Origin of the sequence: Mesorhizobium sp. B2-3-11 (genome assembly GCF_006442215.1) — a bacterium.
Lineage (GTDB): Bacteria > Pseudomonadota > Alphaproteobacteria > Rhizobiales > Rhizobiaceae > Mesorhizobium > Mesorhizobium salmacidum.
The window spans coordinates 173,294-199,520 of the sequence record NZ_VFVS01000009.1 but is presented as its reverse complement, the minus strand read 5'-3'; the positions used below and the strand labels follow the sequence as shown (position 1 = coordinate 199,520).

The 26,227-nt window shown below is 61.0% G+C and carries 28 protein-coding genes; 22 read left to right on the top strand and 6 right to left on the bottom strand.

The window, feature by feature from the left end:
- The first annotated feature begins 43 nt into the window (after positions 1–43).
- From FJ960_RS15045 to FJ960_RS15030, 4 genes are all read left to right on the top strand, one after another.
- On the top strand, positions 44–1,210 hold the full coding sequence (locus FJ960_RS15045) for a mandelate racemase/muconate lactonizing enzyme family protein (protein WP_140714953.1): 1,167 nt from the start codon (positions 44–46) through the stop codon (positions 1,208–1,210).
- A 56-nt stretch (positions 1,211–1,266) separates the two neighbouring features.
- A complete protein-coding gene (locus FJ960_RS15040; RefSeq protein WP_140714951.1) occupies positions 1,267–2,625 on the top strand; it encodes a mandelate racemase/muconate lactonizing enzyme family protein in 1,359 nt (452 codons plus the stop codon).
- 101 nt (positions 2,626–2,726) lie between these two features.
- The gene (locus tag FJ960_RS15035; protein WP_140505846.1) at positions 2,727–3,053 is read left to right on the top strand and encodes an NIPSNAP family protein; all 327 of its coding nucleotides are present in this window, start codon (positions 2,727–2,729) and stop codon (positions 3,051–3,053) included.
- 12 nt (positions 3,054–3,065) lie between these two features.
- Positions 3,066–4,265: a mandelate racemase/muconate lactonizing enzyme family protein gene (locus tag FJ960_RS15030; protein ID WP_140714990.1), complete on the top strand. Its 1,200-nt coding sequence runs from the start codon at positions 3,066–3,068 to the stop codon at positions 4,263–4,265.
- A gap of 136 nt (positions 4,266–4,401) precedes the next feature.
- On the opposite strand, the gene FJ960_RS15025 is transcribed toward FJ960_RS15030, so the two are convergent.
- Together FJ960_RS15025 and FJ960_RS15020 are read right to left on the bottom strand one after the other, a co-directional pair.
- On the bottom strand, positions 4,402–4,995 hold the full coding sequence (locus FJ960_RS15025; RefSeq protein WP_140505914.1) for a DJ-1/PfpI family protein: 594 nt from the start codon (positions 4,993–4,995) through the stop codon (positions 4,402–4,404).
- Between the two features lie 147 nt (positions 4,996–5,142).
- Positions 5,143–5,844, bottom strand: coding sequence for a GntR family transcriptional regulator (locus tag FJ960_RS15020; RefSeq protein WP_140505842.1), 702 nt, complete (start codon positions 5,842–5,844; stop codon positions 5,143–5,145).
- Between the two features lie 155 nt (positions 5,845–5,999).
- Between FJ960_RS15020 and FJ960_RS15015 the strand changes: the two genes are divergently transcribed.
- From FJ960_RS15015 to FJ960_RS15005, 3 genes are all read left to right on the top strand, one after another.
- A complete protein-coding gene (locus tag FJ960_RS15015) occupies positions 6,000–7,226 on the top strand; it encodes an iron-containing alcohol dehydrogenase (protein ID WP_140714949.1) in 1,227 nt (408 codons plus the stop codon).
- Positions 7,227–7,243: 17 nt separating this feature from the next.
- Positions 7,244–8,731 carry an NAD-dependent succinate-semialdehyde dehydrogenase gene (locus FJ960_RS15010; protein WP_140714947.1) on the top strand — a complete coding sequence of 496 codons (1,488 nt, stop codon included), beginning with the start codon at positions 7,244–7,246 and terminating at the stop codon, positions 8,729–8,731.
- Between the two features lie 63 nt (positions 8,732–8,794).
- On the top strand, positions 8,795–9,550 hold the full coding sequence (locus FJ960_RS15005; protein ID WP_348642361.1) for an alpha/beta hydrolase: 756 nt from the start codon (positions 8,795–8,797) through the stop codon (positions 9,548–9,550).
- 285 nt (positions 9,551–9,835) lie between these two features.
- Here FJ960_RS15005 and FJ960_RS15000 read toward each other — a convergent pair whose 3' ends face one another.
- Positions 9,836–10,510, bottom strand: coding sequence for an isoprenylcysteine carboxylmethyltransferase family protein (locus tag FJ960_RS15000; protein ID WP_140714943.1), 675 nt, complete (start codon positions 10,508–10,510; stop codon positions 9,836–9,838).
- Positions 10,511–10,869: 359 nt separating this feature from the next.
- A complete protein-coding gene (locus FJ960_RS14995; protein ID WP_140714941.1) occupies positions 10,870–11,343 on the bottom strand; it encodes a hypothetical protein in 474 nt (157 codons plus the stop codon).
- 244 nt (positions 11,344–11,587) lie between these two features.
- Here FJ960_RS14995 and FJ960_RS14990 point away from each other — a divergent pair, with 244 nt between their 5' ends.
- From FJ960_RS14990 to FJ960_RS14980, 3 genes are all read left to right on the top strand, one after another.
- Positions 11,588–12,019, top strand: a complete 432-nt coding sequence (locus FJ960_RS14990) for a tetratricopeptide repeat protein (protein WP_245262326.1) — start codon at positions 11,588–11,590, stop codon at positions 12,017–12,019.
- 98 nt (positions 12,020–12,117) lie between these two features.
- On the top strand, positions 12,118–12,708 hold the full coding sequence (locus FJ960_RS14985) for a hypothetical protein (RefSeq protein WP_140714937.1): 591 nt from the start codon (positions 12,118–12,120) through the stop codon (positions 12,706–12,708).
- A gap of 67 nt (positions 12,709–12,775) precedes the next feature.
- Entirely contained in the window at positions 12,776–13,459 is a 684-nt protein-coding gene (locus FJ960_RS14980; RefSeq protein WP_140714935.1) for a hypothetical protein, read from the top strand.
- On the opposite strand, the gene FJ960_RS14975 is transcribed toward FJ960_RS14980, so the two are convergent.
- The gene (locus FJ960_RS14975; protein ID WP_140714933.1) at positions 13,413–14,432 is read right to left on the bottom strand and encodes a phosphatase PAP2 family protein; all 1,020 of its coding nucleotides are present in this window, start codon (positions 14,430–14,432) and stop codon (positions 13,413–13,415) included. The two genes, FJ960_RS14980 and FJ960_RS14975, sit on opposite strands and share 47 nt — an antisense overlap.
- Positions 14,433–14,467: 35 nt before the next feature.
- On the opposite strand from FJ960_RS14975, the gene FJ960_RS14970 reads away from it, so the two are divergent.
- Positions 14,468–14,842: a hypothetical protein gene (locus FJ960_RS14970; RefSeq protein WP_140714931.1), complete on the top strand. Its 375-nt coding sequence runs from the start codon at positions 14,468–14,470 to the stop codon at positions 14,840–14,842.
- Between the two features lie 139 nt (positions 14,843–14,981).
- Here the strand turns inward: FJ960_RS14970 and FJ960_RS14965 are convergent, their stop codons facing one another.
- On the bottom strand, positions 14,982–15,509 hold the full coding sequence (locus tag FJ960_RS14965; protein WP_140714929.1) for a pilus assembly protein CpaA: 528 nt from the start codon (positions 15,507–15,509) through the stop codon (positions 14,982–14,984).
- 446 nt (positions 15,510–15,955) lie between these two features.
- Here FJ960_RS14965 and FJ960_RS14960 point away from each other — a divergent pair, with 446 nt between their 5' ends.
- The 11 genes from FJ960_RS14960 (at position 15,956) to FJ960_RS14910 (ending at position 26,123) form a co-directional block, all read left to right on the top strand.
- On the top strand, positions 15,956–16,150 hold the full coding sequence (locus tag FJ960_RS14960) for a hypothetical protein (RefSeq protein WP_140714927.1): 195 nt from the start codon (positions 15,956–15,958) through the stop codon (positions 16,148–16,150).
- A gap of 159 nt (positions 16,151–16,309) precedes the next feature.
- Entirely contained in the window at positions 16,310–17,299 is a 990-nt protein-coding gene (cpaB, locus tag FJ960_RS14955; RefSeq protein WP_140714925.1) for a Flp pilus assembly protein CpaB, read from the top strand.
- Positions 17,300–17,416: 117 nt separating this feature from the next.
- Positions 17,417–18,841 (top strand): type II and III secretion system protein family protein, encoded by a 1,425-nt coding sequence (locus FJ960_RS14950; protein WP_246672824.1) that lies wholly within the window; start codon positions 17,417–17,419, stop codon positions 18,839–18,841.
- Positions 18,822–19,112 carry a pilus assembly protein gene (locus FJ960_RS14945; RefSeq protein WP_140714921.1) on the top strand — a complete coding sequence of 97 codons (291 nt, stop codon included), beginning with the start codon at positions 18,822–18,824 and terminating at the stop codon, positions 19,110–19,112. Before FJ960_RS14950 ends, FJ960_RS14945 begins: the two co-directional genes overlap by 20 nt.
- A gap of 111 nt (positions 19,113–19,223) precedes the next feature.
- On the top strand, positions 19,224–20,690 hold the full coding sequence (locus tag FJ960_RS14940) for a TadE/TadG family type IV pilus assembly protein (protein ID WP_181174245.1): 1,467 nt from the start codon (positions 19,224–19,226) through the stop codon (positions 20,688–20,690).
- Positions 20,665–21,327 carry a TadE/TadG family type IV pilus assembly protein gene (locus FJ960_RS14935; protein ID WP_246672823.1) on the top strand — a complete coding sequence of 221 codons (663 nt, stop codon included), beginning with the start codon at positions 20,665–20,667 and terminating at the stop codon, positions 21,325–21,327. Before FJ960_RS14940 ends, FJ960_RS14935 begins: the two co-directional genes overlap by 26 nt.
- On the top strand, positions 21,321–21,950 hold the full coding sequence (locus tag FJ960_RS14930) for a TadE/TadG family type IV pilus assembly protein (RefSeq protein WP_140714917.1): 630 nt from the start codon (positions 21,321–21,323) through the stop codon (positions 21,948–21,950). The genes FJ960_RS14935 and FJ960_RS14930 overlap by 7 nt, the downstream gene beginning before the upstream one ends.
- 43 nt (positions 21,951–21,993) lie before the next feature.
- The gene (locus FJ960_RS14925) at positions 21,994–23,127 is read left to right on the top strand and encodes a pilus assembly protein (protein ID WP_140714915.1); all 1,134 of its coding nucleotides are present in this window, start codon (positions 21,994–21,996) and stop codon (positions 23,125–23,127) included.
- Positions 23,124–23,708, top strand: coding sequence for a L,D-transpeptidase (locus FJ960_RS14920; protein ID WP_140714913.1), 585 nt, complete (start codon positions 23,124–23,126; stop codon positions 23,706–23,708). Before FJ960_RS14925 ends, FJ960_RS14920 begins: the two co-directional genes overlap by 4 nt.
- Before the next feature lie 14 nt (positions 23,709–23,722).
- A complete protein-coding gene (locus tag FJ960_RS14915; RefSeq protein ID WP_140714911.1) occupies positions 23,723–25,162 on the top strand; it encodes a CpaF family protein in 1,440 nt (479 codons plus the stop codon).
- Between the two features lie 7 nt (positions 25,163–25,169).
- Positions 25,170–26,123 carry a type II secretion system F family protein gene (locus FJ960_RS14910; RefSeq protein WP_140714909.1) on the top strand — a complete coding sequence of 318 codons (954 nt, stop codon included), beginning with the start codon at positions 25,170–25,172 and terminating at the stop codon, positions 26,121–26,123.
- Positions 26,124–26,227 lie beyond the last annotated feature (104 nt).

Genomic DNA, 26,227 nt, shown 5'->3' with positions numbered 1-26,227 from the left:
TCTGGAACATCGTGGCTGACCCTCACTGGCAAAGGTAGTTGAAATGAAAATCACGAGCGTTCGGCCGTGGCTGATCAAGTCCGATGCTTCTTATTGGGGGGAATTCCTGTTCGTCGAGGTGACGACAGACGAGGGGCTGAGCGGCTGGGGAGAGATCACCACCACCACCAAGCTCGCCAACCGCGCCCTCTGCACGATCCTTCGACAGATCGGAGCCGCGGTGACGGGCGAGGATCCGGCGCGCATCGAGTATCTCTGGCACAAGATCTTCCGCAGCTTCACCTATATGGGCAGTCGTGGCGCCGCGGTCGAATGCGTGAGCGCTATCGACATAGCCCTCTGGGATCTCAGGGGCAAAGCTCTCGGCAAGCCGATCTACGAGCTGTTGGGCGGGCCAGTCCGTGATGAAATCGCGCTCTACACCCACCCCAACCAGGCCAAATTCACCAGCAAGGATGCTGTGGTCCGCGAAATCCTGGACATCGTCGAATCCGGACACACTGCTCTCAAGTTCGATCCTTTCCCCCACCAGGGTCGCGGTGCCGGCGGTGTGTCGCGCGAACAGCGGGACGGCTATCTCGATGGCAGCATGACCCGCAAGGACGAACGCGAGGCCGCCGAACTCACGGCTCTGGTCCGCGAAACGGCGGGACCCGATGTCGACATCCTCATCGATGCGCATGGGCGGTTCGACGTTCCGACCGCCATTCGCCTCTGTCGCAGCCTGGAGGAAGCTGGCCAGATCGACTGGTTCGAGGAGCCGTGCCCGCCCGAAAGCCTTAACGCCCTCAAGCAGGTGCGCGAGAAGGTCAGTGCGGCCATCTCGTGGGGCGAGCGCGGCCACACGAAGTGGGATTTCGTGCCGGTTCTCGAGAACAAGCTCGCCGACTACATCATGCCCGACGTCACCTGGACCGGCGGCATTACCGAACTCAAGAAGATATCCGCTCTTTGCGAAGCCTATTACATCCCGGTCTCGCCACATGACGCCGCCGGGCCGATCAACGTGGTCGCGGGAGCACAGGTGATGATGACCGTTCCGAACTTCTACAAGCTCGAAACGTCGGAGTGGAACTTGGGCAAGTACGATCATCTCATCGACAGGCCGCTCGACGTTTCGAACGGCAGCCTCAAGCTCTCGTTGAGGCCGGGTCTCGGCATCGAGATGAACCGCGATTACCTGCAAGCCCATGAGATCGAACTGGGCTAGCAACGTTATCGGCAGCATGCGGGCGACAAGCCTGCAAATCAGAACGGGGATAAGTCATGCCAAAGACGGATGGAGCCGACGAGGCCCTCAACCGGGTCAACACCAACTCGAAGCCGTCCGAGCTTCGCATCACCGACATGCGGGTGGCCGAAATCGTCGGCGCGCCGTTCACCTCGGCGCTGCTCAAGATCTACACCAACCAGGGCATCGTTGGGCTTGGCGAGGTGCGCGATGGCGCCAGCGCCACTTACGCTCTGATGCTCAAGAGCCGGCTGCTTGGTGAGAACCCGTGCGACATCGACCGCCTGTTTCGCCGGATCAAGCAGTTCGGTGGGCACGGCCGGCAGGGCGGCGGCGTCTCGGCGGTCGAAATCGCTTTGTGGGACCTCGCCGGCAAGGCCTATGGCGTGCCGATCTACCAGATGCTGGGCGGCAAGTTTCGCGATCACGTGCGCGTCTATTGCGATACCGACGCCGAGAAACCCAGCGGCACCGAAACCGGCAAGCGCCTCAAGGAACGGATGGGCCGCGGGTTCACCTTCTTGAAGATGGACCTGGGCTTGATGCAGATCGCCCATGTCCCGGGCGCCGTGGTCGCACCCGCCGGCGCGCTCGAAGGGTTTCACGGCAACCCGCGCGGCCGCGGTGGCTCGTTCGAGGAGCGAAAGGCCCGCAATCTCGCTTATGACGCGCAGAACGTGCAGCACCCGTTCACAGGCCTGCATTTCACCGAAAAGGGGATAGACCTGCTCGAGCAGTATATCCACGAGGTTCGCGAGGTCATCGGATACGAGATCCCGCTTGCCATCGACCATGTCGGCCACATCTCGCTGCAGGATGGTATACGCCTGTCGCGCCGTATCGAGAAATACGTTCCGGCATGGCTGGAGGACGTGATCCCCTGGCAATACACCGAGCAGTACCGGCAATTGCAGCAGGCTACCACGGTGCCGATCTGCACCGGCGAGGACATCTACCTCAAGGAAGGCTTCGAGCCGCTGCTCAAGAGCGGCGGCCTCTCGGTCATCCACCCCGACCTGCTCACCAGTGGGGGCATTCTCGAGACCAAGAAGATCGGCGATATGGCGCAGGATCACGGTGTCGCCATGGCGATCCATATGGCCGAAAGTCCGATCGCCGCGATGGCCGCCGCGCATGTCGCCACCGCGACCGAGAACTTCATGGCGCTCGAATACCACTCCGCCGATGTCGGCTGGTGGGACGATATCGTCACCGGCCTGCCCAAGCCGCTTGTCAAGGACGGCTTCATCACCGTGTCCGACAAGCCGGGGCTGGGCATAGACGATGTGATCGACGAGGTGCTCACCCAGCATCTGCAGCCCGGTGTCACGGGGATATGGCAATCCACCGAGCATTGGGACAATGAATATAGCTGGGACCGGACCTGGAGTTAGCCCAGACCCCTTGCCCTCATTCCCAGGCTCACAGGGCCAACGACCGACCATTCGTGTCGACTGCTCCCAAGGGAGAGGCGAAGAAAGAAACGGACGAAACCATGATCTACGAACTGCGTATCTATGACTGCCTGCCGGGCAGACTGCCGACTTTGCTCAAGCGCTTTTCCGACCAAACGCTGGCCATCTGGGAGAGGCATGGCATCCGCCAAGCCGGGTTTTTCACCACGGCGATCGGCGAAAACAGCAATCGCCTCACCTATTTCCTCGCCTGGGAATCGCTGGCCGAGCGTGAGGCGAAATGGGCGGCTTTCGTCACCGATCCGGCATGGCACAGGGCCCGGGACGAGTCTGAGCGCGACGGGCAGATCATTGCCAATATCAGCAGCCAGCTGCTCACGCCGACAGCGTTCTCGTCTGTGAAATAGGACTGCGCCATGATGAAGATCACCGACCTGCGGTGCGCCGTAATCGGCAAACATCCCATCGTCCGTATCGTCACCGACGAAGGTCTCTACGGCCTTGGCGAGGTCGAGTACACCAAGCCTTATCTCAAGCCATGGGTGCTGCATTTCCGCGAGGCCGTGATCGGCGAGGATCCGACCGACGTCGAGCGGGTCATGTTGAAGATCCGCCAACGCGGCTCTTTCAAGCCCTATGGTGCGGCGGTCAGCGCCATCGAACATGCGCTGTGGGACATAGCCGGCAAGGCCGCTGGCGTGCCGGCCTACAAGCTGCTAGGCGGCAAGGTGCGCGACAAGGTGCGCGTCTACAACGGCTCGATCCGCCAAAAGCGCACGGGCGACCGTCCGGAGGACTACGCTGCCGACGTCAAATGGATGATGGAGCAGCCGCAGAACTTCTTCATGGTCAAGCAAGGAATCTCGTTCCATTCCAACATGAAGGACACTATCGAGGACTTCCATTACGGCGTGACGCAGAAGAAGGCCGGCTATCATGGTGCGATGGATCAGGGCGTGATCAGCGAACGTGGTTTCAACCACATGCTCGACTGCGTGATCGCGATGAAGGAAGTGCTGGGGGACAAGGTCAGCCTGGCACTCGACTGCGGCCCGGGCTGGATGCTGCCCGATGCGATCAAGTTCGCTCGCGCGGTCGAGAAATACAATTTGATGTGGCTCGAGGACATGCTGACCGGCGACTATGTACCGTGGGTCAATCCGCAGGCCTACCGGGAGCTGACCAGCTCCACCTCGACGCCGATCCATACCGGCGAGCAGATTTACCTCAGGCACAATTTCAAGGAGCTGATCGAGACGCAGGCGGTGCGCGTCATCGGCCCCGATCCTGCCGACATTGGCGGCATTGCGGAGCTAAAATGGGTCGCCGAGCACGCCTATATGCACTCAATCCTGATGGCGCCGCACGGCACCGCGAACGGCCTGCTGGGCCTAGGCGCGCTGATCAATGTCTGCGCCACCTTGCCCGCCAACTATGTCGCGTTCGAATATCCCAGCGCCTCGGACCCCTGGTGGAACGACATCGTCATCGGCCTGCCCAAGCAGATCGTGAAGGACAGCATGGTGGATCTGCTGGAAGCACCGGGGCTAGGTCTCGACATCGACGTCGAAGGCGCCAGGAAGTATTTGCTGGCGGAGGATGCCGGCTTCTTCGATTGATTGGCGCCGGTGGGCCTCGATCTCATCGACCAAGGGCATACTTCAAAGTGCGGATGCGAGCGGCTACCATTGGAGCGTGGCCTGCACACCTTGCAACAACGGAAATCGGCGCATTGTTGACGTGCGCCGGCCTTGTTTAGTTATGGCGGATCTCGGTCCCGAGCACCTTCAGGCATTCGCGGATGAAGGCAGCGAGGGCTGTCCAACCCTTGGCCGACACCATTGTGCCGTCGACATAGGCCTCCGTCGGCGAGAGGTCGACATAGGTTCCGCCTGCCAACGTCACTTCCGGTTCGCAGGCGGCGAGCGCGCCGACCTTCTTGCCGCGCACGACGCCGTCCACGGCAATCAGAATCTGGACCCCATGGCAGATCGTGAAAATCGGTTTCCGGGTGTCGTGGAAGTGGCGCACCATGGCTTGCACACGCTTATCCGTGCGGATGTATTCCGGGCCGCGGCCGCCAGCGCAGTATACGGCGTGGTATTGATCGAGCTGCTTTTCCGCCTCGGCAAACGTCTTGTTGATCACCTGAAAATGGCCGAGCTTCTCGGTGTAGGTCTGGTCGCCCTCAAAGTCGTGCAGGGAGGTCTTGATGAGATCTCCGGCCTTCTTGTCCGGGCAGACCACGTGGACGGTGTGACCGACGGCTTCCATCGCCTGCTGGTAGACGAAGATCTCGTACTCCTCGGTGAACTCGCCGGTGAGCATCAATATTTTCTTGCCTGACATAGTCGGTTCCTCTGTCGTGTGAAAAAAAGCCGGGCGAGCCATGCGGCACCCCGCATTGGCTTTGTCCGTCCTCAGAATGGTGAGTTGGGGAAGTAGTATCCCTCGGCGTTATCGTTGGTGGTCAGCGGCGCGGACATCGGTTTAGCCTCAATCGAAGGCCGGCAGCAGGCGATCGCGCGAGTGCTCGATGTGGGCGCGCATTGCTTTCGCGGCCGCATCGGGATCGGCCGAACCGAACGCGGCAAGGATCGCCTCATGCTCGTCCAGCGCCTCCTCGGTCACGCGGGAGTGGTACATCAGGCGAAAAATGTGGAAGTGGGTGTGTTGATAACCCAGCGTCTCGCGAATGAGCTCGTTTTCGGCATATTCCATGATCTTGTCGTGGAAGATCGCGTCCTGCCGGGCGAAGTTTGAGTAGCGCAGACGCTCGTCCTTGCCCTCGCGGCGCGACATCACGCCTGCTGCCTCCAGCAGCGTGCCGAGTTTGGCCTCGTCCATCGCGGCAGCGGCCTTCGCCGCGCCGTGCGGTTCGAGCAGGAGACGCATTTCGTACAATTCGTCGAAACGGCGCCGGCTGATCTGCGGTGCGGCGCGGTATCCGATCAGATGCGTCTTCAGAACCAGGCCTTCGCCTTCCAGACGCCCGAGCGCTTCGCGGATCGGCGTATGGGAAACGTCGAACTCCTTGACCAGATTGTCGACGGTGATGCGCGAACCGGGCGCGATCTTCAGCGACATCAGCTGCGCGAAAATGGCCTCGTAGACGTCCTCGGCCAGGCTGCTCGCGCGCTGGATGCGACCCGCTCCCGTGGGTGCTTCACCATTATTGCTCAAAATGACAGGTTGCATTCTTTCGCCTCTCGACAGGGGAGACTGCTAACACGAGGGTTTGACCGATGCAATACTATATCCTATACGATCTTATCGGTGCCGTTCAGTTCAGGATCTTCGGTGCGGATTTTGCAATGCGAGTTCTCCGACACTCCTCAAGGATGCAGCCTGTCATGAGCCTTCTCACAGCCCTCCGGCTCCCACGCGAAATTCTATTCGGGAAGCGGCAACGCCATGCACTGCCAGTCGTGGCCGCTCGCTACGGCCGACGCGCCCTGGTCTGCACCGACGAGCGTTTCGCCGGTACGGCCGTGTTCGCCGAAATCATGGCATCCTTGCAGGCAGCGTCGATCGAAGTGCTGGTCCATGACGATGTCCTGCCGGATGTGCCGCGCGACTCCGTGGCGGTGTGCGTCGAGCAAGCGCGGGGCTTTGGGCCCGATATGGTGATCGGCATCGGCGGCGGCAGCTGTCTCGATTTCGCCAAATGCGCAGCCTTGCTGATCAGCCACGGCGGCGAGCTGCAGGACTACTACGGCGAGTTCAAGGTTCCGGGGCCGACGCTGCCGCTCATCGCCGTGCCGACCACGGCGGGCACAGGGTCGGAGGTGACACCCGTCGCGGTGATATCCGATCCGGACCGCACGCTCAAAGTCGGCATATCGAGCCCTCACCTCATTGCCGCCGTTGCCATCTGCGACCCCGAACTGACAATGACTTGTCCGCCGGGCTTGACGGCGATCGCCGGTGCAGACGCCCTCACGCATGCGATCGAGGCCTTCACGGCCATGCGCCGGGACGGTGACTTCAGCCTGCCGCAGCGCCACGTCTTCATCGGCAAGACGCCGCTGACCGACCATTTCGCGCTGCTGGCCGTCAAACTGCTCGGCCGCAGCCTGGAGAAGGCGTTTACTGACGGCGGCGACGCAGAGGCGCGCTCTGACGTGATGATGGGCGCGCTGGCGGCGGGTTGCGCGTTCGGCACCGCCGGCACCGCGGCGGCGCACGCGGTGCAATACCCGGCCGGCGCGCTCACACAAACGCCGCATGGGCTAGGGGTGGCGACGATGATGCCTTATGTCATGAGCTACAACAGGCGTGTGGCCGCGGCTGAGATCGCCGAGATAGGGATTGCTCTTGGCCTCGAGCCGAACGGTCGTGGCATCGACGAAATGGCCGGCGCGACCATCGAGGAGATTAGGCGCTTGTTCGCGGCGGTCGGCATCACTCCGACGCTGGCCGGTCTGGGGCTTCCGGCCGACAAGCTCGACTGGACCGCCGAGCAGGCGCTCGGCATCGATCGCCTGATCAAGAACAACCCGCGCCCGTTCGACCTCGCCGCCATGCGCCGCCTTGTCCAGGCGGCCTATGACGGCGATCTCACCGCTTGCGCCATGTGAATGTCAGGACCAAGACGATGAACCTTCCCCACAATGCCTTCCAGCTCGACCAGGACCTCTACGATGTGCGGGGTTTCCCGCACCGGCTCTACATTGGCGGACAATGGCTGCCGTCGTCCGACGGCGGGCTCATTGAGGTCACCGATCCATCCTCCGGCGCGGTGATCGCGGCGGTCCCCGATGCGACCCTGGAGGATGCCGCCGCCGCGGTCGGGGCAGCGGCCAAGGCCGCCAAGGGGTGGCGCGAGACAGCGCCGCGCAAGCGCTCGGAAATTCTCAGGCGCTGTTTCGAGCTGATGGTCGAGCGGTCGGAGACGCTTGCCATGCTGATCTCGCTGGAGAACGGCAAGGCCCTGCGCGACGCGCGCGGCGAGGTCGCCTATGCAGCCGAATTCTTCCGCTGGAACGCCGAGGAGGCGGTTCGCATTACCGGCGAGTTCGGCATCGCTCCATCCGGAACCAACCGGATCGTGGTCGACTATCAGCCGATCGGCATCTGCGTCCTCATCACGCCGTGGAATTTCCCCGCCGCGATGGCGACACGCAAGATCGCACCGGCCCTCGCGGCAGGCTGCACGGTCATTCTGAAGCCGGCCAGCGAGACGCCGCTGACCGCCTATGCACTCGCCGCGCTCTACAGCGAAGCCGGCGTCCCGGACGGCGTCGTGAACGTGCTGACGACGTCGACACCCGGCCCCCTGACGTCGGCCATGCTGGCCGATCCGCGCGTCAGGAAGCTCTCCTTCACCGGCTCGACCGGGATCGGCCGGGCCTTGCTTGCCGAGGCCGCCAAGCATGTGATCTCCTGTTCCATGGAGCTTGGCGGCAACGCGCCCTTCATCGTCTTCGACGATGCCGATCTCGATGCGGCCCTCGATGGCGCCATGATCGCCAAAATGCGCAATGCCGGCGAAGCCTGTACCGCCGCCAACCGCATTTACGTCCAGTCGGGCATCCACGATGCGTTCGCCGATGGCCTGTCCCGGCGCATGGCCGCGCTCAAGATCGGCGCCGGCACCAGGGCAGAGACGGAATGTGGACCCATGATCACCAGGAAGGCGGTCGACAAGATCGACCGGCTGGTCAAGGATGCGGTCAATCGGGGTGCCAAAGTGTTGTGCGGCGGCTCGGTGCTTGAAGGAGATGGCTTTTTCTATCCTCCGACCGTCCTGTCCGAAGTCTCGCCGGACGCCAATATGGCGCATGAGGAGATCTTCGGCCCGGTGGCGCCCATCACCCGCTTCGAAAGCGAGGCGCAAGCCATCCTCCACGCCAACAACACCGAATACGGCCTCGCCGCCTATCTCTACACGCGCGATGTGGCCCGCGGTATGCGGGTGGCCTCGGAGATCGAGGCCGGCATGATCGGCCTCAACCGCGGCTTGATGTCGGATCCCGCCGCGCCCTTCGGCGGGGTAAAGCAGAGCGGCCTCGGGCGGGAAGGGGGCCAGCATCACGGCATCGCCGAGTTCATGGAGGCCAAATACATCGCTGTAACCTTCTGAGCGGACACCATGTCGAAGGATCCTTTTCGCACCCGCGACCACGTTGCCGATTTCGATGACATCGTGGCCGATATCGTCGCCCGCAGCGCCGCGACGCGGGCAGCGCTGCCCATGCTGGCGGATGTCGCCTATGGCCCGCACGAGGCCGAGCGCCTCGACCTGTTCTTTCCGGAGGGGCCGCGTAAGGACCTTCCTGTGCACATCTTCATCCATGGCGGCTACTGGCGCATGTTCACCAGAAACGACTATTCCTACATTGCCGAAACGGTGACGAGCGCGGGGGCAATCGCGGTCGTGATCGACTATGCGCTGATGCCTGCCGTCAGGATGGCGGCAATCGTCGACCAGGTCCGGCGCGCGAGGCAATGGGTGCTGGATAATATTGCCGGCCATGGCGGCGATCCCAGCCGGCTAAGCGTCAGCGGCCATTCCGCCGGGGCGCATCTGGCGACCTTTTTGTTCAACGAGGGTTCGGCCCCTTCGGCGGCACTCCTGCTCGGCGGGCTTTACGATTTGAAGCCCCTTCAGCATTCCTTCCTCGAGCCTTTGATAGGTCTCACCGACACGGAAGTTGAGGCATTTTCGCCGCTGAGCAAATCCCACTCTCCCCGGACGAAAGTCACGGTGTTGGTCGGCGAGCGGGAGACGGAACCTTTTCACCAGCAGGCCAGCTTGTTTGCTGACCGCCTGACGGGGCAGGGCCTAGATGTGTCGAAGGGCGTGCTCAAGGATCGCAACCACATGGATAGCGTACGTGATTTGGGACTGCGCGGGACAATCGCCGGCGACTGGCTTCACGACGCCGTCGTGGCCGGATAGATTCGACCCGCGTCGGTACGGCGGCCGCACGATGCTGCGGCGGGTTTCCACCGCGACCGTTTCGTCATTGCGCTCGATGCGCAGGATCGTACGCCGGCCATTCCGGTGAGCTTCGCCAGTTCTCGTTGGCCAATGCCGATGACGACACGTGCTGCCCTTAAAAGCGCGCCACAAAAAGCCCGTTTGCTTTTCAATGAACAGTCCCAGCGCAATGCCAAGCGGCACCGGATCAGCGATGAATGTGGGGTCGCTCCCCTACCGGAACCGACCCGCGACTGCTGGCCATCAATGCGCGGCTAGCGTCAACCTTCGCGAAAAAGGAACGAGCATCGGCACCTTTCGCGAGTACGAGACATATTCTGGAAAGGCCAAGGACAAGACGCGTTCTTCGTTCAAGATCCGCCAGTATTGAATCGCGAAATTCATCGCGACCGACGTGATGACCAGGGGTGACGGATTGGCCGCGACGGCTCCGACCATGAAGAGCGATTCCGCGAGATAAAGTGGATGACGGACAATGGCATAAGGACCGCGCGTTACCAATCGGCGTGCCTGCGCATCGATCGAAAACGATCGGCCGAGCCAGAGAAGGCAATAAGCAGAGCCCGTCATGCCCGCGAAAACCAGCAATGCCGCGATGGTTTGCATACCCTCTGCCGGTGTTGGGCGAACCATGATGGCGATAGTCGTGAGCATAAAGGTTCCGCAGACAGCCGCGATGCGCGGCGCCCAGCCAAGGCTGATATCCTTCGGCGGGAGCCGGATGATGGTAAAAGTGACCATCAGCGTGGAGAAGACGAGCGAAGACGCCCGCGAGACGAATTGGAGCATGAAGTCGTCTGGAGACATTTGCGCGTCGCCAACGAGTGCGACGAGACGCCCAATCCCGTTAAGCACGAAAAATGCAAAAACCAGCATGAGGATCAGGCGCCCCGCGAAGTCGAACGACCAGATTTTCATGAGCCACCCTCCCTGCCCAGCGGAGAATGAAGCATTTCTTAACCGCGCCCGCAACTTCGTTCTTAAGAAAGCGTTAACGCTGCTCTTAACGTCGAATTAGCCGAAGCTCCCTAACTTGGGTGGATCGAACCTTGGGGCGCTGTAGCTTATGCTTCGGCAATCTGTGCGAATTCTGGTGGTCTTTGTCAGCCTCCTGATCGTGGCGGCCGGCGTTTTCATTGGCCGGCTTCCTGCTCAATGCGAGTGGAAGCTTGGCACCGGCCTCATGAGCGCATGTGTCAATCGCGCGATCATTCGGGACGGGGATCGCTTTGAGACGAAGCGGCTGCATGCCTCGGCCTGATCCGGCCGCGCTCAAGTCACTCCCGATAGAAGTCAAGGCTCGGAGGACAGGGCACTTCCTTCGTATAGAAGGCCTTTACGAACCCGCTGCGGATTGCCTCTTTGGTGACATAGTATTTGATCGGGCACCAAAGCCGTCTTGGCGGCGCGCCGGGCGGGGTGCAGGCGCCGGTGATCACAATCGGAGAGATGCTTTCCGGGTCGATCGCTCCTACCTTCGCGGAACGGTGGTCCGGTTGCTCCCGTATATAAAGGAAGTCCCAACGATCGACGCCAACCACCCTAAGACAGCCGCCGGGCTTGAACGCGAGCGCCTGGGGCGGAAAGGCGAGGATCATGAATGCCACCAGCAGCAGTCCAGACCACACGGCTATCCTTCGCTGGAACAAATCGTCAAGGCCTAGTGCTTCACCCAAACAATGCCGGCGGCGCGAAAGCACCGCCCGGTCAACTTCAGCAGTGGCGCACATGAACAGGTTCTCAGCCAGCATGTCGTAGTCCGGTCGGGAAGCGGGGCATTTTTGCAACATCTTGTTCAGAAGTATCTAATAAACTGTATGGCGCTGTTGGATTTTCCTTATCCGGCCTATAGCAAGTTTTGGTAGGATGAGTCTTGGGACGGTAAGATTGGGTGTTGGGGACGGGGAAAGGTCCAGAAGCGTGTTCAGGGGACTGGGGAGTTTGGCGGCAGTTGCCGTCGCCGTTTTGTTTCTGGCCAGTTGCCAGACCGGAGATATGTCATCCTATGGCGACAGCGCCGCCTCCGTGAAGGATCTGCCCGACGTGTCGTTCTACAAGACCGACGAGCTGATCGCACTGGGCAAAACCCAGTTCAAGGAAAAGAACTACGGAATGTCCTACGCGCTCTTCAAGCGTTCGGTCGAGTTGTTTCCCAAGGACCCGCAGGCTTGGCTCGGCCTTGCCGCCTCGGCCGACGAGATCGGCCGTTTCGACACGTCCGACCTAGCCTATCGCCAGCTTGCATCGATGATCGGGGGGCGGCCGGAATACTACAACAATGTCGGCTACTCCTATCTTCTGCGTGGAAATCTCCGGCAGGCCCGTCGCAATTTCCTGAAAGCCTACGAGCTCGACCCGTCGAACGAGACGACCGCAAACAACCTCCAGCTACTGGCCAACAGCACGTCGTTGGCGAAGCGGACGTGACGCCATGTCTTCGCGGCGGGTTCCGAAGGACGGCTGCACTGACATGGACCGGACGGCTCGGCCTCCTCCCTTGAAAGAACCAGTCCGGCGAGGCGGCCATGCTTAGCTTCGTCGACAACCAACCGGGATCCGTGGTGTATCCTGAGAACTCGGGGCCGCCGGCGGCGGCGCCGGAGCCCTTGATGCAGAAGGCCGGAGTGGCCGGTGGCATAGCCATCACGTTGAACATCATCTCGCTTGCTTTCGCCATCGGCATGGTCGTCATGCTGATCTTTCTCTTCCAGTCGATCCGCGAAGTTGCCACGCTCGAGGATCGGCTTTCCGGCCTTGGCCAATTCGAGACGCGGCTTTCCAGGCAGTTGGACACGGTCAACCAAGGTGTCCAAAGCCAGTTCGAGGAACTGAACAAGCGGATCTCAGCGCTGCTCGACCAGACCGCGCGGCTCGAGGAGCAGGTGGCGAAGCTCACCGGCGAAAACCGGGATATGGCCGGGCGTTTGCAGGCGCTCGGAGAAGCCGGCGACCCTGCGGGTATCGTCGCTGAGCCGTCAAATGAAATCGTTCTGAGCGCTCCGCCGCAACAGCCGAAGGAAGTGCGTCCGGAACCTGTCCGTCCGGCGAACCCGGTCCAGTTCGAGCGGATCGTGTCGCCCGACGGAAAAGTAACCTACAGCAAGGTCCGCAAGTAGGTTTGCGCGGAACCAATTCTTAACGGAAGAAGTTCATCGTCCCTGCAAGATGTTGCGGGGACGACCGATGCTGAAATATGCCGCCAGGTTGATCTACCTTGGGCCCGCGCTGACCTTCGGGCTTGGCGCGGCGTTCGTCGCGGCCGCCTACCGGCTTGGCGCGTCACCCGCCGATCCGGCCGCCTGGCAGGGTTTTCTGGCTCTCGCCCCGCTGGTCCGCGAGCCTGTCTATCTGGTTGCCGGGCTGCCGGGCTCCGGCGATGCCGCTGCCTTCGTCGTCTTCGCCACCGCCGCACTTGCCGGCGTCGTCATTGCCTTCTATTCCCGTCCAACCGGCAGGGCGCGATTTGTCCATGCCCATCTTGCCTTCCTGATGCTGTTCCTGTCGATGGGCCGGGCAGGGGTCTTTTCCGCAGGCAACGCCGAGATCGGCATCGGCCCGGCATCGCTGACAGACTGGACGCTGGATTTCAGCAGCTTTCCCGCTATTGGTGTCGGCCTTTTTGCGGTCGTCGCGCTGACCTGCGCCGCCAGCCATCTGTCCGTCATACGCGACGTGATTGCGCGGTCGACCGCCAAGCAGAAGGTCGAGAGGCGGACCAGGCATTCCGCGGTGGTGGCCGGTGCGGCCCTCGCGGTGGTCGGCGCCATCGCTACGGCCACCTGGGCCAATGAGTGGGGGCCGTTCGGCCCTTCGCCCCTGATCAACGCATGCGAGCAGGTGAAGGGGCATCTTCACTGCTGGCAGTAGCTGGCGATGCGGTTCTAAGAGATTGGAAGCCTCGTACGATTGCGATCGTTGCCGTAGCTATCAAAACGCCAACGATGACATCGATCAAATGGTGGCCGCCCTCAGGCAGTGTGGCTACGATCATTGTGGCGTTGAGCAAGGCAAGAGGGATCGCCAGCCAGCGGAACTCGCGCAATGAATATACGACCAGAATGGCCAGCACGGTGTGATAGGACGGGAAAGTCACGAGACCTTGTGATTGCGCCACGATGAGGTGGAATTCCTCACCTGAACGAAGCCGCAGAAGTTCGGCGTAATGCCACATTCCGGCATCGCTAGTGAAACTGGCGTACTTGTCCGGGGCCGGGCGGAAATATGCATAAGCACCGGCGGCCGGCATCAAGGCCATAAGCGGGCCGGTGAAGGCAGAAGAGACGGCAAGCAAAGCCACGAGTTCGAATAGCTGGTCTGCCTTTCTCGCAAGGCTGTGGCCGGCGAACAGCAGTACCACTTGCGGCGTCAGGCTGTGATAGGCAAAGATGAGCGTCATAGCGACGGCGGGCACTCCGTCGGTCAGCGCCAAAAATGCCATCCAATCGAAGCCCATGGCGGCGTCAAGATCGGCAAAGGTCGCATCCATCAGGGGCCTCGTTGTCGCCGAAGCCAGGTACATAAAAACGGCGCTGGTGAAGCCGAGAGGAATGAACAGAGCGCCCGCGACGGCGATTGCCTTCAGGCTCACCGCGAGCCTCCGCATGATCCGCGCCGCCTGGCTGTCAACGCCTCGCAGGCGGAAAACTACGAAGCGTCCGATGCCGTAGGAGCCGGCTAAGACAATCGCAGTTTTCGCGAGTTCGATAAAGTTTCGCGGGTCAAGGCTGACCGTGGAGAACGGCAGCCAAAGTAAATCGGCCAGCGCGAAGCCGACCGTCACCGCCAAAACAATGAAAATATTGCGCCCCACGCGACCAATATAAGCATTTCTCCCCCACATTCTCAACCTGCCCGCAAGGGCGGAAAGGAACTGCCGTGGACCTGTCCCTGGGCTGCACCCGCATGCTTATCGATGAATGCAAGCGGCAGGGGCCTGCTGCGCAACCAGTTCGCGCCTATGTGCTGCCCACCAGCTTCTGGGAGACTGCGCACACCATCTGTCCGGTGGTCGAGGCCTACCGGCTGTCCGAAGCGTGGCGCAAGAAGAACCTCCGCTATTACCCATGGCATGGGCGCGGCTTCGTCCAACTCACACGGGAGAAGAACTACGAGCGCGCCGAGCGAGAGACGGGCCAGCCAATCCATCAGAATCCGGCCCTTGCTCTCGATCCTGCCGTAGCCGCCAAGCTTGCCGTCACCGGCATGAAGGAAGGCTGGTTCACCGGCCGCGATCTGGACGAACTTCATTGACCTCCAGCATTTGGACTTCAAGGGCCCACGCGCGATCATCAACGGTCGCGACGGACTGTCCCACATGTTCGCACGCCAGCGTTATGTAGCTCTTGAAGGTAATCCGAAGCAACTCGACAAAAGCTGCATCGCAAGGCTGTCAAGCCGCGAAATAACGCAGGTACATCGCAATCAGCGCTGCGGCGGCCATGATGACGCCATAAGGCACCTTGCGTGATTTTCGGATCTCTTCGATGCGGGACAGCGCCGGCCATGCCTGATATTGCAGCGGCACGGGAAACTGCAAGGCGAGGCTGACGACAACCCCTCCGGCCGCAAGCCCGACGGCGAACGAGAACAGATGGTTCAGCCCGACGAACAGGCCGATCGGGAAGAACAGCTTCGCGTCGCCGGCCCCCAGCATCCGCAAGGCCCACAGCACGAAGCCGATCGTCAGCAGCAACAGGGCGGCGGCAAGGTCGCCCTGGAGCGGTGAAGCGCTATCGATCCCCGCAAGAATGCCGGCCCCAGCCGGGTTCGCCCAGCGGATCAAAGCCAGAAGCGCATAGTCCGCAACAAGCGCCAGAACCGTCCAGTTGCGTATTTTCCAAGCTTGGAAGTCCTGCCATGCGGCAATGAGGATCAATCCCGCCGCTGCTACGATAGCCAACACCCCGAGGAATTCCATCCCGCCTGCCCCCACATCTTGGCATGTTGCCGGACGCCTGACCGGTCGAATCATGCGGTATGATTATGCCCGGCGAAAGCCGCGGGCGCATCCGCCACGATCGCAGCCATCGGCAACTTGATCGGGGCCAGGAAACGGCGGGCTAAGCAGTCGGATACCTGAGGCTGAACGCAGCCTGGGGCAGCGTCGCGGCCGCCAACGGATGGTCGTTGTCGTGTTTCGACGCGCACCTCCTCTGGACCTACTCCTTTGGAGCTACTTCGTCGCCAAGGAAGAGCAGCTGCATGGGATTGTTGTTAATTTACCATAAACCAAGTCAGAAAGGTACCATCAGTGTTAGCTAATTGACGAAACGCTTATTAACGAGATATTAATAACCCCTGTCTGGCGCTGGGGGCTCCTCTCGCGGACTGGTAAATGGAAACGTCATGTTTAGGAGTATCATCATGACCAAATTGATCAGCATGTTCCGTGCCTTCGCCCGCGAAGAGGACGGCATCGCGCTTTCGGAATACCTCGTTCTCCTCGGCCTGCTTGTTGGAGGCGTCATCGCCGCAGTGCTGGCGGTCGGTGTCAACCTGGCTAGCGCGTGGACGAGCTGGGGTTCATGGTTCAGCACGAATCTCTCCGCCCCGTCCTAACATCGATGGCGTCAAAAGGCGGCTTGCCTGCCGCCTTTTGATCGCGGCACAAATGCTGCATAGACAATAAGCGGCTTTGTCGGCCGCTTGTTATCTAGTTATTATCTTGATTGATTGATTCTTTCGTCTGGGCGAAAAAGTTACGGCGGGGGCCGTTAGATGAAAAGCTCCACCATCATAAGTCTGCTTGTCTCGGTCGCGCTGGCGTTGCTGGCGGTCTTCGGCGTCCGATCCTATCTCGCCACCCAGCGCGACATTCTCGCGCAGCAGGCCGGCCTGGCCGAACCTGCGGCCGGGGAGACGATCGTTGTCGCCACGCGCGCGCTGCGCTTCGGCGAGCAGGTCAAGCCCGAGGATGTCAGGGCTCTCGCATGGCCGACCGGAGAACTGCCGGCCGGCGCCTTCCGCAAGCCGGAGGATCTGCTCGGCACGGACGGCACGCTTCGCTACGTCATGTCGGCGATGGAAAAGGACGAGCCGGTGCTCGCCTCCAAGATCACCGGCGCCGGTCAGCGCGCGACATTGTCGGCGGCACTCACCGAAGGCATGAAGGCGGTGTCGATCCGCGTCAATGACGTGCTTGGCGTCGCCGGTTTCGTCCTGCCTGGCGACCGCGTCGACATCCTGCTGACGCGGGTGGTCCATGAAGAGGCCAAAAGCGACCAGACCTTTGTCGACGTGCTGCTTCAGGGGGTCAAGGTTCTCGCCGCCGACCAGACAGCGGACGACCGCACCGACAAGCCCTCCGTCGTCAAGACCGTGACTTTCGAAGTCACGACCACCGAGGCGCAAAAGCTGACGCTCGCCGCCAATGTCGGCACGCTGTCGCTGGCGCTGCGCAATGTTGCTTCCTCTGGCGTGGAACAGACGCAGCCGGTGACGCTTGCCGATCTCGGCGGCGGACCGATGGCGCAGACGCTGAAGAATGATGGCGCTGACCAAAATAGACTTACCGATCTGGAGAAGCTCGTAAGAAAGGTGGGCGACACGCTTGGCACGCGCGTCGGCGCGATGGAAGACAAGCTTAAGCAAAAACCTGTTATTGTGGAGAAACCGGTTTTGGTTGCGGCGCCGAAACCGGACTTCGTGGTAATTGGCGTTTCGCGCAATACCAAGCGGGAAGAATATCGGGTCCCGCCGCTAAACTGACAAGAAGCCATTCGAGAGCGGCCGAGGACGGGGTAACGAAGCATGGGCAATCGCCAACTTGAAGGCACAGGAGCGGGGATCTCGAGGCTGACGCGTGTTCTCGGCGCAATTGTCTTTTTGGCCACCTCTCTTCTCGCGGGCCTCGTCGCGCCGGTGCACGCCCAGCAGAAGAACATCACGATCGGCGGGGGAACCGTCGCCTATGTGAAGGTCGCGCCCGGCAGCACGATGACGATCACCACCAGCCGCCGTTTCGCCGATCTCGTGGTTGGCAATCCGGCGGTAGCCGACGTCGTGCCGCTGACGGAACGCTCGCTCTATATCCAGGGAAAGGGATCGGGTGCCACCAACATCTCGATCTATGACGACGCGAAAAATCTTCTCGGCGTCATCGACGTGCGCATCATGCTCGATTTCGATGAAATCCAGACGGCGATCCGCTCGGCGGTGCCGAGTTCGAAGCTGACCGTCACCAACGTCAACGACCGCATTCGGCTTACCGGCGTGGTCAAGGACGGCGTCGATCTTGCGCGGGTGCTCGAGATCGCGCAGCAATATTCGAGCCAACCCGTGTTGAACCAGGTTCGCGTTTCCGACGCCCAGCAGGTGATGCTGGAGGTGCGCATCATCGAGGCATCGCGCAGCGCGGGGCGGGATCTCGGGATCGGGTTCAATGGTGTAAGTGCGAGCGGCGGTCTCTTTACCGCGGCTCCCCGGCTTCACATTGGCGTCAACGATGACACGCATCAACTCCAGACAGAAGTCGGCGCCGTCGCCACGCAGAACGGCACCCCGTTCGGGGAGATGATCGCCAAGGTGCTGGAAGTTTCCGGCTGGCGCATCGATGTCGTCATCAACGCCCTGGAGGCAAAGGGTCTCGTCCGCCGGCTGGCGCAGCCGAATCTTGTGACGATGAGCGGAACCACGGCCAGCTTCCATGCCGGCGGAGAGGTGCCAATTACGCGCGCGGTGACCACCGGCGGACAGCTCGCGACCGAAATCAGCTACCGACCCTATGGCGTGAAACTCTCCTTCACACCGATCGTCCTCGACAATGGGCTCGTCAATCTCGTGATCGAGCCGGAAGTCAGCGAAATCGACCGGTCGGTTACCGTCAACGGCAATCCCGGCTTCATTTCGCGCAAGGCCTACGCCACGATCGAGCTGCGTGACGGGCAGAGCTTCGCCATGGCCGGCTTGTTGCAGACGGTCAACGCCGGCGACGTCCAGCAAATGCCCTGGCTTGGCCAGGTCCCCGTGCTTGGGACGCTGTTTCGCTCCACCTCGTTCCAGAAACGGGAGAGCGACCTGGTGATCGTGGTCACGCCGCGCATCGTGCGGCCGGCCTCGCCCGACGAGAAGCTGCATTCGCCGCTGGACCAGACGCGGCCGGGCAACGACGTGGATATGTTCATGCTCGGCATGCTGGAAGTCGACAAGGACATGATGCGGGGCTTCAAGGATGGAAAGGGCGTCATCGGGCCCTACGGTCACATCATCGATCTCGATTTCGGAGGCGCGTATGCCGTCGGCAAGAAATAGGACGGCCGCTGCCGTGCTCGGCGCATGCCTGCTGATGAGCGGTTGCGCCGATTACATGGCGCACAGGGATTCGGTGACGCTCGGCCTTGGCGACGCCCCGCAGGCCAATATCGGCATTCAGACGATTAACCCGTTCCCGCCGGGCGCGTGGAACACCAGGATCGGCGGCGACGGACGCGTGGTTGCAAGGGCGCAGCAGCGCTATGCGCCAACCGCGGTGGTCGTGCCGGTGCCGGCGGTAGCCACGACCGAGGCCGCGGCCACGAACTGAGGACGAACAAACGAGGACAGGACAGGGAGCAGGCGGCGGCTCCGGGGTTTGCGAAGCTGGGTGCGGCGAAAGCCGACACTGGGGTCTGGTATGAGACGGAAGATACTCGATGTGCTGTTCGACGACCGTGGCTATGTCACGGCATTGACACTGATTGCCATGCCGATGCTTCTGGGCTTCAGCCTGCTGGTCATCGATGTGTCGCGCGGCAATAATCTCCATACCGATCTGCAGAATGCCGTCGACGGGCTGGCGCTTGCCGGCGCTCGCGAACTCGATGGCAGGACGGATTCGATCACGAGGGCCAACGCCGCGCTCGCCGCTCTGGTGAAGAACCAGGCGCGCGGGGGAAACAGCGGTGCGGCGATTATCGACAACACGCAGGTTAGCGCGATCTACCTCGATACCATTCCGGTCAGCGACGACACTCGGATCGACAGCGCCTGGATAACCGCGCACCAGACGACGAATGGAACGCAGGCAGTCTATCTGCTTGTGAGATCCACGCCGCGCGCCATGACCTCGCTCTTTCCGATACCTGTCGGCTTGACGAGATCCACGGTGAATTTCCAGGCTGAAGCGGTAGCCGTTTATGACGCCTCGGCCTGTGACATAACGCCGATGTTCATCTGCAATCCTTTCGAAGCTCAGGGGCTTTCTCTGCCGGATGCGTTCAAACAAGGCCTGACCTATGGCCGGCAGATACTGTCACTTCAGGCGGGAGCGACACCTGGCGCCGGAAATTTCGGGCTATTGGACACCGACATGGATCTGAGGGAGTCCTTTGGAAAGGGTGCAGCCGGTGCCTGTTACAGCAAACGGTCAGTCGTGACAAAAACCGGCGTGAATTTTGGCCCGGTCTACGCCGGCATTAATGTTCGGTTCGATGTGTATGCCAACAGCATCAACAAGCCTCAGTACAAAAACGACCCGCTGTGGCGCCCCTCTATAAACGTCCGCAAGGGGGCCTCGAAATCCAGTAATTGTTCAAAGTTTGCATCCGATGACGTTGTCGCGAACGCGATGGGTTTCCCGCTGGGGAACAACTACGACTCGAGCACCGGAATGACCGACAGCACGTGGAGCCAGAGCCGAGACCTATATTGGAAGACGAACCATCCGCAGTCGACAATGCCGGCGATTCCGAGCGCAACGAACCCCTTGGGCACCTCTTTCCCTCCCTCCCGCTATGATGTCTACAAATACGAGATCGACAACAATTTGATCAACGAGACGGGAATCGGTAAAAACAAGGAAACGGGGGCTGTCGCCTGTCACGACCCGTCCAGTGTCACCAAGTTGCCGGACAGGCGAGTGATCTTCGCTGCGATCGTCAACTGCCACGACTTCCAAGACAGCACAAAACACTCCACCATCAATGGCAAGACGACCCTGAAGCCAGACAGCTTCGCTAGCGTTTTTCTAACGAACCCCGTCGAGAAAACGGACAAGAGCGATGTTGAATCCTCCACCGGCTCCGTGAAGCCGATCACGTTCGAAATCGTCGATGTCACCGGAGGCCAAGGCAACGGCTCCCTGGACCAGTTCATGCGTGAAGAATCCTATCTGGTTCGATGATGACCATGGCGGCGTCGAACTGGACCACCAACCGGAAAGCATTCGTCAGCATGTTCGTGACAAGGCCGATGAGACGGCTGAAATTGTCGGCGTCATTGGCTTGCACGGCAGCGGAAGCCTGGGAAACGTTCCTGCGCGAGGAGGCGCAATTGGTCCGATGATCACGCGGCTGAAGCGGACTCTCGAACGATTCCACCGCGACGAGCGCGGCGCGGTCCTCGCCGAGGCGTTGCTGATCGTGCCGTTCGTCACGCTGTTTTCCGTTGGCATCCTCGAATTCGGCAACATGTTCTGGGAGAAGGAGCAGGTCGAGACCGGGCTGCGTGACGCGGCGCGCTATCTTGCGCGCTGCCAGCCAAGCAATGCGCTTTCCGGCTACGTGTCGCAATGCAGCGACACAGTCGCCCGGCGTATCGCCTATTACGGAACGTCCGACCCCGCCGCCACAGCGCTGCGGGTTCCGGGATGGGGGCCGAGCGGAAGTGCGATCGTATTCGCCACGGTTACGCGTGCGGGGAAACCGGTCACAGTCGCGAGCACGTCACTTGCTTATAGCAATTCACCGCTGTTCGGCTGGCTTGGCCTCGCCAACCTCACCATCCGGGCCTATCATGAAGAGAGGTATATCGGATGGTGAAGGCCTCTCCGTTCCGATCCTTCGCTCATGAGGAGTCCGGTGCAACACTCGCCGAAGGGCTGATCGTATTTCCTTTGGTCTTGCTGGTCTTCGCCGCCTTCGTCGAGTTCGGCTACGCGATGTTCCAGTGGAACCAGACCGTCAAGGCGCTGCAATTCGGCGCGCGCAAGGTGGCGGTTTCGAGTTCGATGGTAACCGGTTTCGATCCCGTCACCGTGACAGCCCTGGCATCCGGCAGCACGAACGGCGGCGTGGCCATACCGGTCGGCGCGCTTGGCCCATGGACATGCACCGGCAGACCGGCCTGCACCTCGGAACTCAACCGCATCGTGTATGGCGCCCCCGGGGCGACAACATGCCAAGCGATCGGCACCGGAAGCCCCGCAATGTGCCAACTGAACCCGCGCATCGGGATAAACAACGTTCGCGTCACCTACATGATGTCGGGACTTGGCTATTACGGAAGGCCGGCAGGCGCCGTGCTAACCATACGCATGGAAGTTCTCGGCATCACTTTCAATCTGCCTTTACTTGGCGCTTTATTAGGTCTCAATAATGTTACGGTGCCAGCCTTGCCGGTGACCGTCACAAGCGAGGATCTGAACACGAACTCGGGCAGCTGACCACGGCAGTGGAAACATCGGGCATTCTCGGATGACAAGCCATATGAACTTTTCGAGAAGAATAAAGGTGCTGATCGCCTCGGCGGATCAGGCGGCGTCCGAGTTCATGCAGAGCTCGCTGTCGGCGCTCTCGCAATACGACTCCGAGGTGAAGGATCACGGCGCGCTGCTCGACAAGCGCCTGGCGGTCGATCCGGCAAGCTACGATTTGCTGGTGCTCGACGCCGGCGATGGCACCCTTCTCGAAAGCAGCGCCGCACAGGAACTGCGGCGCAAGTTCGCCGCGCTTCCGCTGATCGTGGTTTCCGATCCACTGACCGACCAGCACATGCGGCTGCTGCTGAAGCTCAACGGCAGCGACTGGGTGAGAAAGCCGCTGGACCGCAAGAGCTTCCTGGAAGCCGTGACCGGAAATGTGCAGATGGCGCATTCAGGCGGCAACCATGTGCATGCGGTCGTCTCGGCGGTGGGCGGAGCCGGCGGAACCTCCGTCGCCATCTCGCTGGCCGATGCGCTTGCCCGCACGGCGAAGAAGACGCAAGTCAGCGTTGCCCTGTTCGATCTCGATTTTACCACCGGCGCCTGCGGTCATTACCTGAATACGCCCAATGACTATGATTTGCGGCCGATCATCGCCCAACCATCGCGGGTCGATCTGGAATTCATCGACATTATCAAGAAAAAGCACCAGCGCGGCTTTTCGCTGCTGTCGTTCCGGCAACCCGGCGTCTCCATGGCTCCCTCCGGCGGCGAGCTTGTCCTGCGGATGCTGGACGTCGTGTCTCTCCAGAACAATCACACCGTGGTCGACATCCCCTATTACGAGACGAACTGGAAGGATGAACTGCTGGCCGCGGTCAATTCCATCCATCTGGTCACCGAATTGACCATCCCCGGCCTGCAGCAGGCCAAGGAAGTCTACAACCGGATCAAGAAGCTCAGAAGCGACGATATTGCCGTCAAGGTCATCGCCAACAAGCATCGCAGGCGTCTCTTCAGCTTCGGCATCGGCAAGAAGGACGCCAACAACATCTTCAAGCAATCGAGCGCCATGGTCGTCGAGGACGACTGGGGCACCATGAACGAGGCAATCAATCGCGGCATGCTGCCGGCCGAAGTCAACCCCCGCTCGAAATTCGTCCGCCAGATCGAAAAACTTGCCGAGGCCGTCAAATGACCGGTCTGGGCCGAATAGGCCGCCTCACGCGCGGCGGCGTCGGAGCCGGTCTTTTGTTATTGGCCGTCGCCGGTATTGGCAGAGCTGACGCGACGGAGCGACGAAGCGACCCGGTGCCGAAGAGCCTTGGGCCGGTCACCAGGCACGTCATTGCGACGGAGACCAGGGAAAAGCCGGGAACAATCCTGATCTCGACCGCGGCGCGAACGCTCGACTTCGTCGTGGCGCCGGGCAAGGTCGCCCGATACTCGATCGGCGTGGCCAAGGATGGGTTCGTATGGACCGGCACAGTGCGCGTCGGCGACAAGGCCGAATGGCCAGAATGGCGACCGCCGGCCGAGATGCGCCAGCGCGACCCGCGGCTGCCGGAAATGATGCCGGCGGGTCCCTACAATCCGCTTGGCGCGCGCGCGATCTATCTGTTCAAGGGGCAGCGCGACACTCTCTACCGCATCCACGGGACCAACGATGCGCCCTCGATCGGCGGCTTCGTTTCTTCCGGCTGTTTTCGCATGACGAACGCTGATGTGCTGGAGCTCTACGGCGAGGTGCGCATTGGCGCAAAAGTGATTGTCGAATAGGAAGAGCGGGCGGTATGGCCAACGGGATCATTGGGAGATTTTACAGGTCACGATCCGAGGGCCTGCCGGAACAGGCACCTGGCGCAGGCGCAGACCTTGCGCTCATCGAGAAGACCGAAGCCGCTCCTTCCGTGCCGCCGCTGACCGAGGACCCGAAACCGGTGGAGGGAGGTTCTCTTGGCCCCGACATGGTTTCGGAGCGGGTGAACCTGCACCGCTATCTTCTGGACCGTATCAATCTCGGACTGCTTGAGACGGCGCAGAATGACGAACTCGCGGCGGAGATCCGGCCGCTGGTGCGCGAATACGTCCGGGCGCGGAATTTCCCCCTCAATGCGCGTGAACTCGACGGCCTGATCAGCGATATCACCGACGAAATGCTCGGGCTGGGTCCGATAGAGCCGTTGCTCAAGGACGATACTATTTCCGACATCCTGATCAACAGCCACGAGCACGTCTATATCGAGCGCTATGGCCAGATCGAGGATACGCCTATCCGGTTCAAGGACGAAGATCACCTTATGCGCGTGATCAACAAGATCGTCACGGCCGTCGGGCGACGTGTGGACGAGTCTTCGCCGCTGGTCGACGCGCGACTTCCCGACGGATCCCGCGTGAACGCCGCCATCAGGCCGGTCGCGATCGACGGTCCGCTCGTCTCGATCCGCAAGTTTTCACGTCGGCCGTATACGCTCGACCGCCTTGTCGAAAGTCATTCGATGGCCAAGGCGATGCAGGTTCTGCTGACCGCGGCCGTCAAGGGCAAGGTGTCGATGATCATCTCCGGAGGAACCGGCTCCGGAAAGACCACCATGCTCAACGCGCTTTCGTCGCAGATTTCAAATCGCGAGCGCCTGATCACGATCGAAGACGCCGCCGAATTGCAGCTGCAGCAACCCCATGTCGGTCGACTCGAAACGCGGCCACCGACGCTGGACGGGCGCGGCGAAATCCGCCAGCGCGAACTCCTGAAGAACGCACTTCGCATGCGGCCCGACAGGATTATCGTGGGCGAGGTCCGCGGCGAGGAAGCCTTCGACATGCTGCAGGCCATGAACACAGGTCACGAAGGATCGATGACGACGATTCACGCCAACACGCCGCGGGATGCGGTCTCCAGGCTTGAGCAAATGATCGGCATGGCGGGCATGCCGATGTCGCAGCTGAGCATCAAGTCCCAGATCGCTTCGGCAATCACCCTGATCGTCCAGGTGGAGCGTCTTCACGACGGCACGCGGCGTCTGGTTTCAGTTACCGAAATCACCGGCATGGAGGGCGACGTCGTCCAGATGCAGGAGATCATGAAGTTCCAGAAGCTTGGCGTCGACGACTTGAACAGAGTGAACGGACAGTTTCGGGCAACCGGCATCCGTCCGCGGTTCCTCGAGCACATCGCCGAACTGGGCTTCCAACTGCCGGGCGATATTTTCGATCCGACTCGCTCCCTGGTGTAGGTGTGCAATGGAACTCATGCTCGTCTACGCAGCGGTTTTTATTGGTGGCCTGATCATATTCGAACGGGTCACGGGGACCATCGCGAACCACTTCCGGCGAAGCAGCGCGCTGAACTACCGACTCAAACTTCTGCAAGGCAACGAGGACGGCCTTGGCGTCTTCAAGGGGATGGTTCGCGAAAGGGCGCTCGACTATGATCGAGGCGGCATCAAGCCAGTGGTCCAGCTGCGGCGGCTGTTCGCACAATCCGGGCTGAAAATAAACGTTTTGAGGTTGGCGATCTATGCGCCCGTGGCTGCGGTGCTCGTCTGGTTGTTGCTGAGCTACTTCGGCGTTTCGGCAATTCCGAAGATCATCCTCATAGTCTTCTTTTTGGTCGCCTTGCCGTTTGTCTACATGATGCGCGCGCGGGCAGCGCGGATAAGAAAATTCACGGCCCAGTTACCCGGCACCCTAGACGTGGTGACCCGGAGCCTTTCGGCCGGGCATCCATTGCCGATATCGATTTCCCTGGTCTCACGGGAGTTGCCCGATCCCATTGGGACGGAGTTCGGCATGCTCAGTGACGAACTCACCTACGGAACCGATCTCAACGATGCAATGCTGAACATGATCGAGCGCGTCGGAGCGGAGGACCTGAAGCTTCTGGCGATCTCGATGAGCGTCCAGCGTGGAACAGGCGGCAACTTTGTTGAGATCCTGGAGAACCTGGCGAATGTGGTCCGCGAACGAGCGATCCTTCGGGCGAAGGTCAGGGCGTTGTCCTCTGAAGGCAGGATAACAGCCATAATTATGTCAGCATTCCCGTTCGGCCTTTATCTTATGATCAGCACACTAGTGCCGACATATTTCGATCCTGTATGGCAAAGTGGATATAGCAACGTTATTTTATCGATCGCCTTCACCGTGATGGCAATAGGGAATTATATTCTTTATAAACTTGTGAATTTCGAATTTTGAGTGCGATAGATGACTGAAACACTGATCCTCCTAGCTACTTTCGCTGGCGTTCTGCTCTTTTCAACGGTCGTCGTTGGAAGGATTGCGAGCCAACGCGAAGTGGC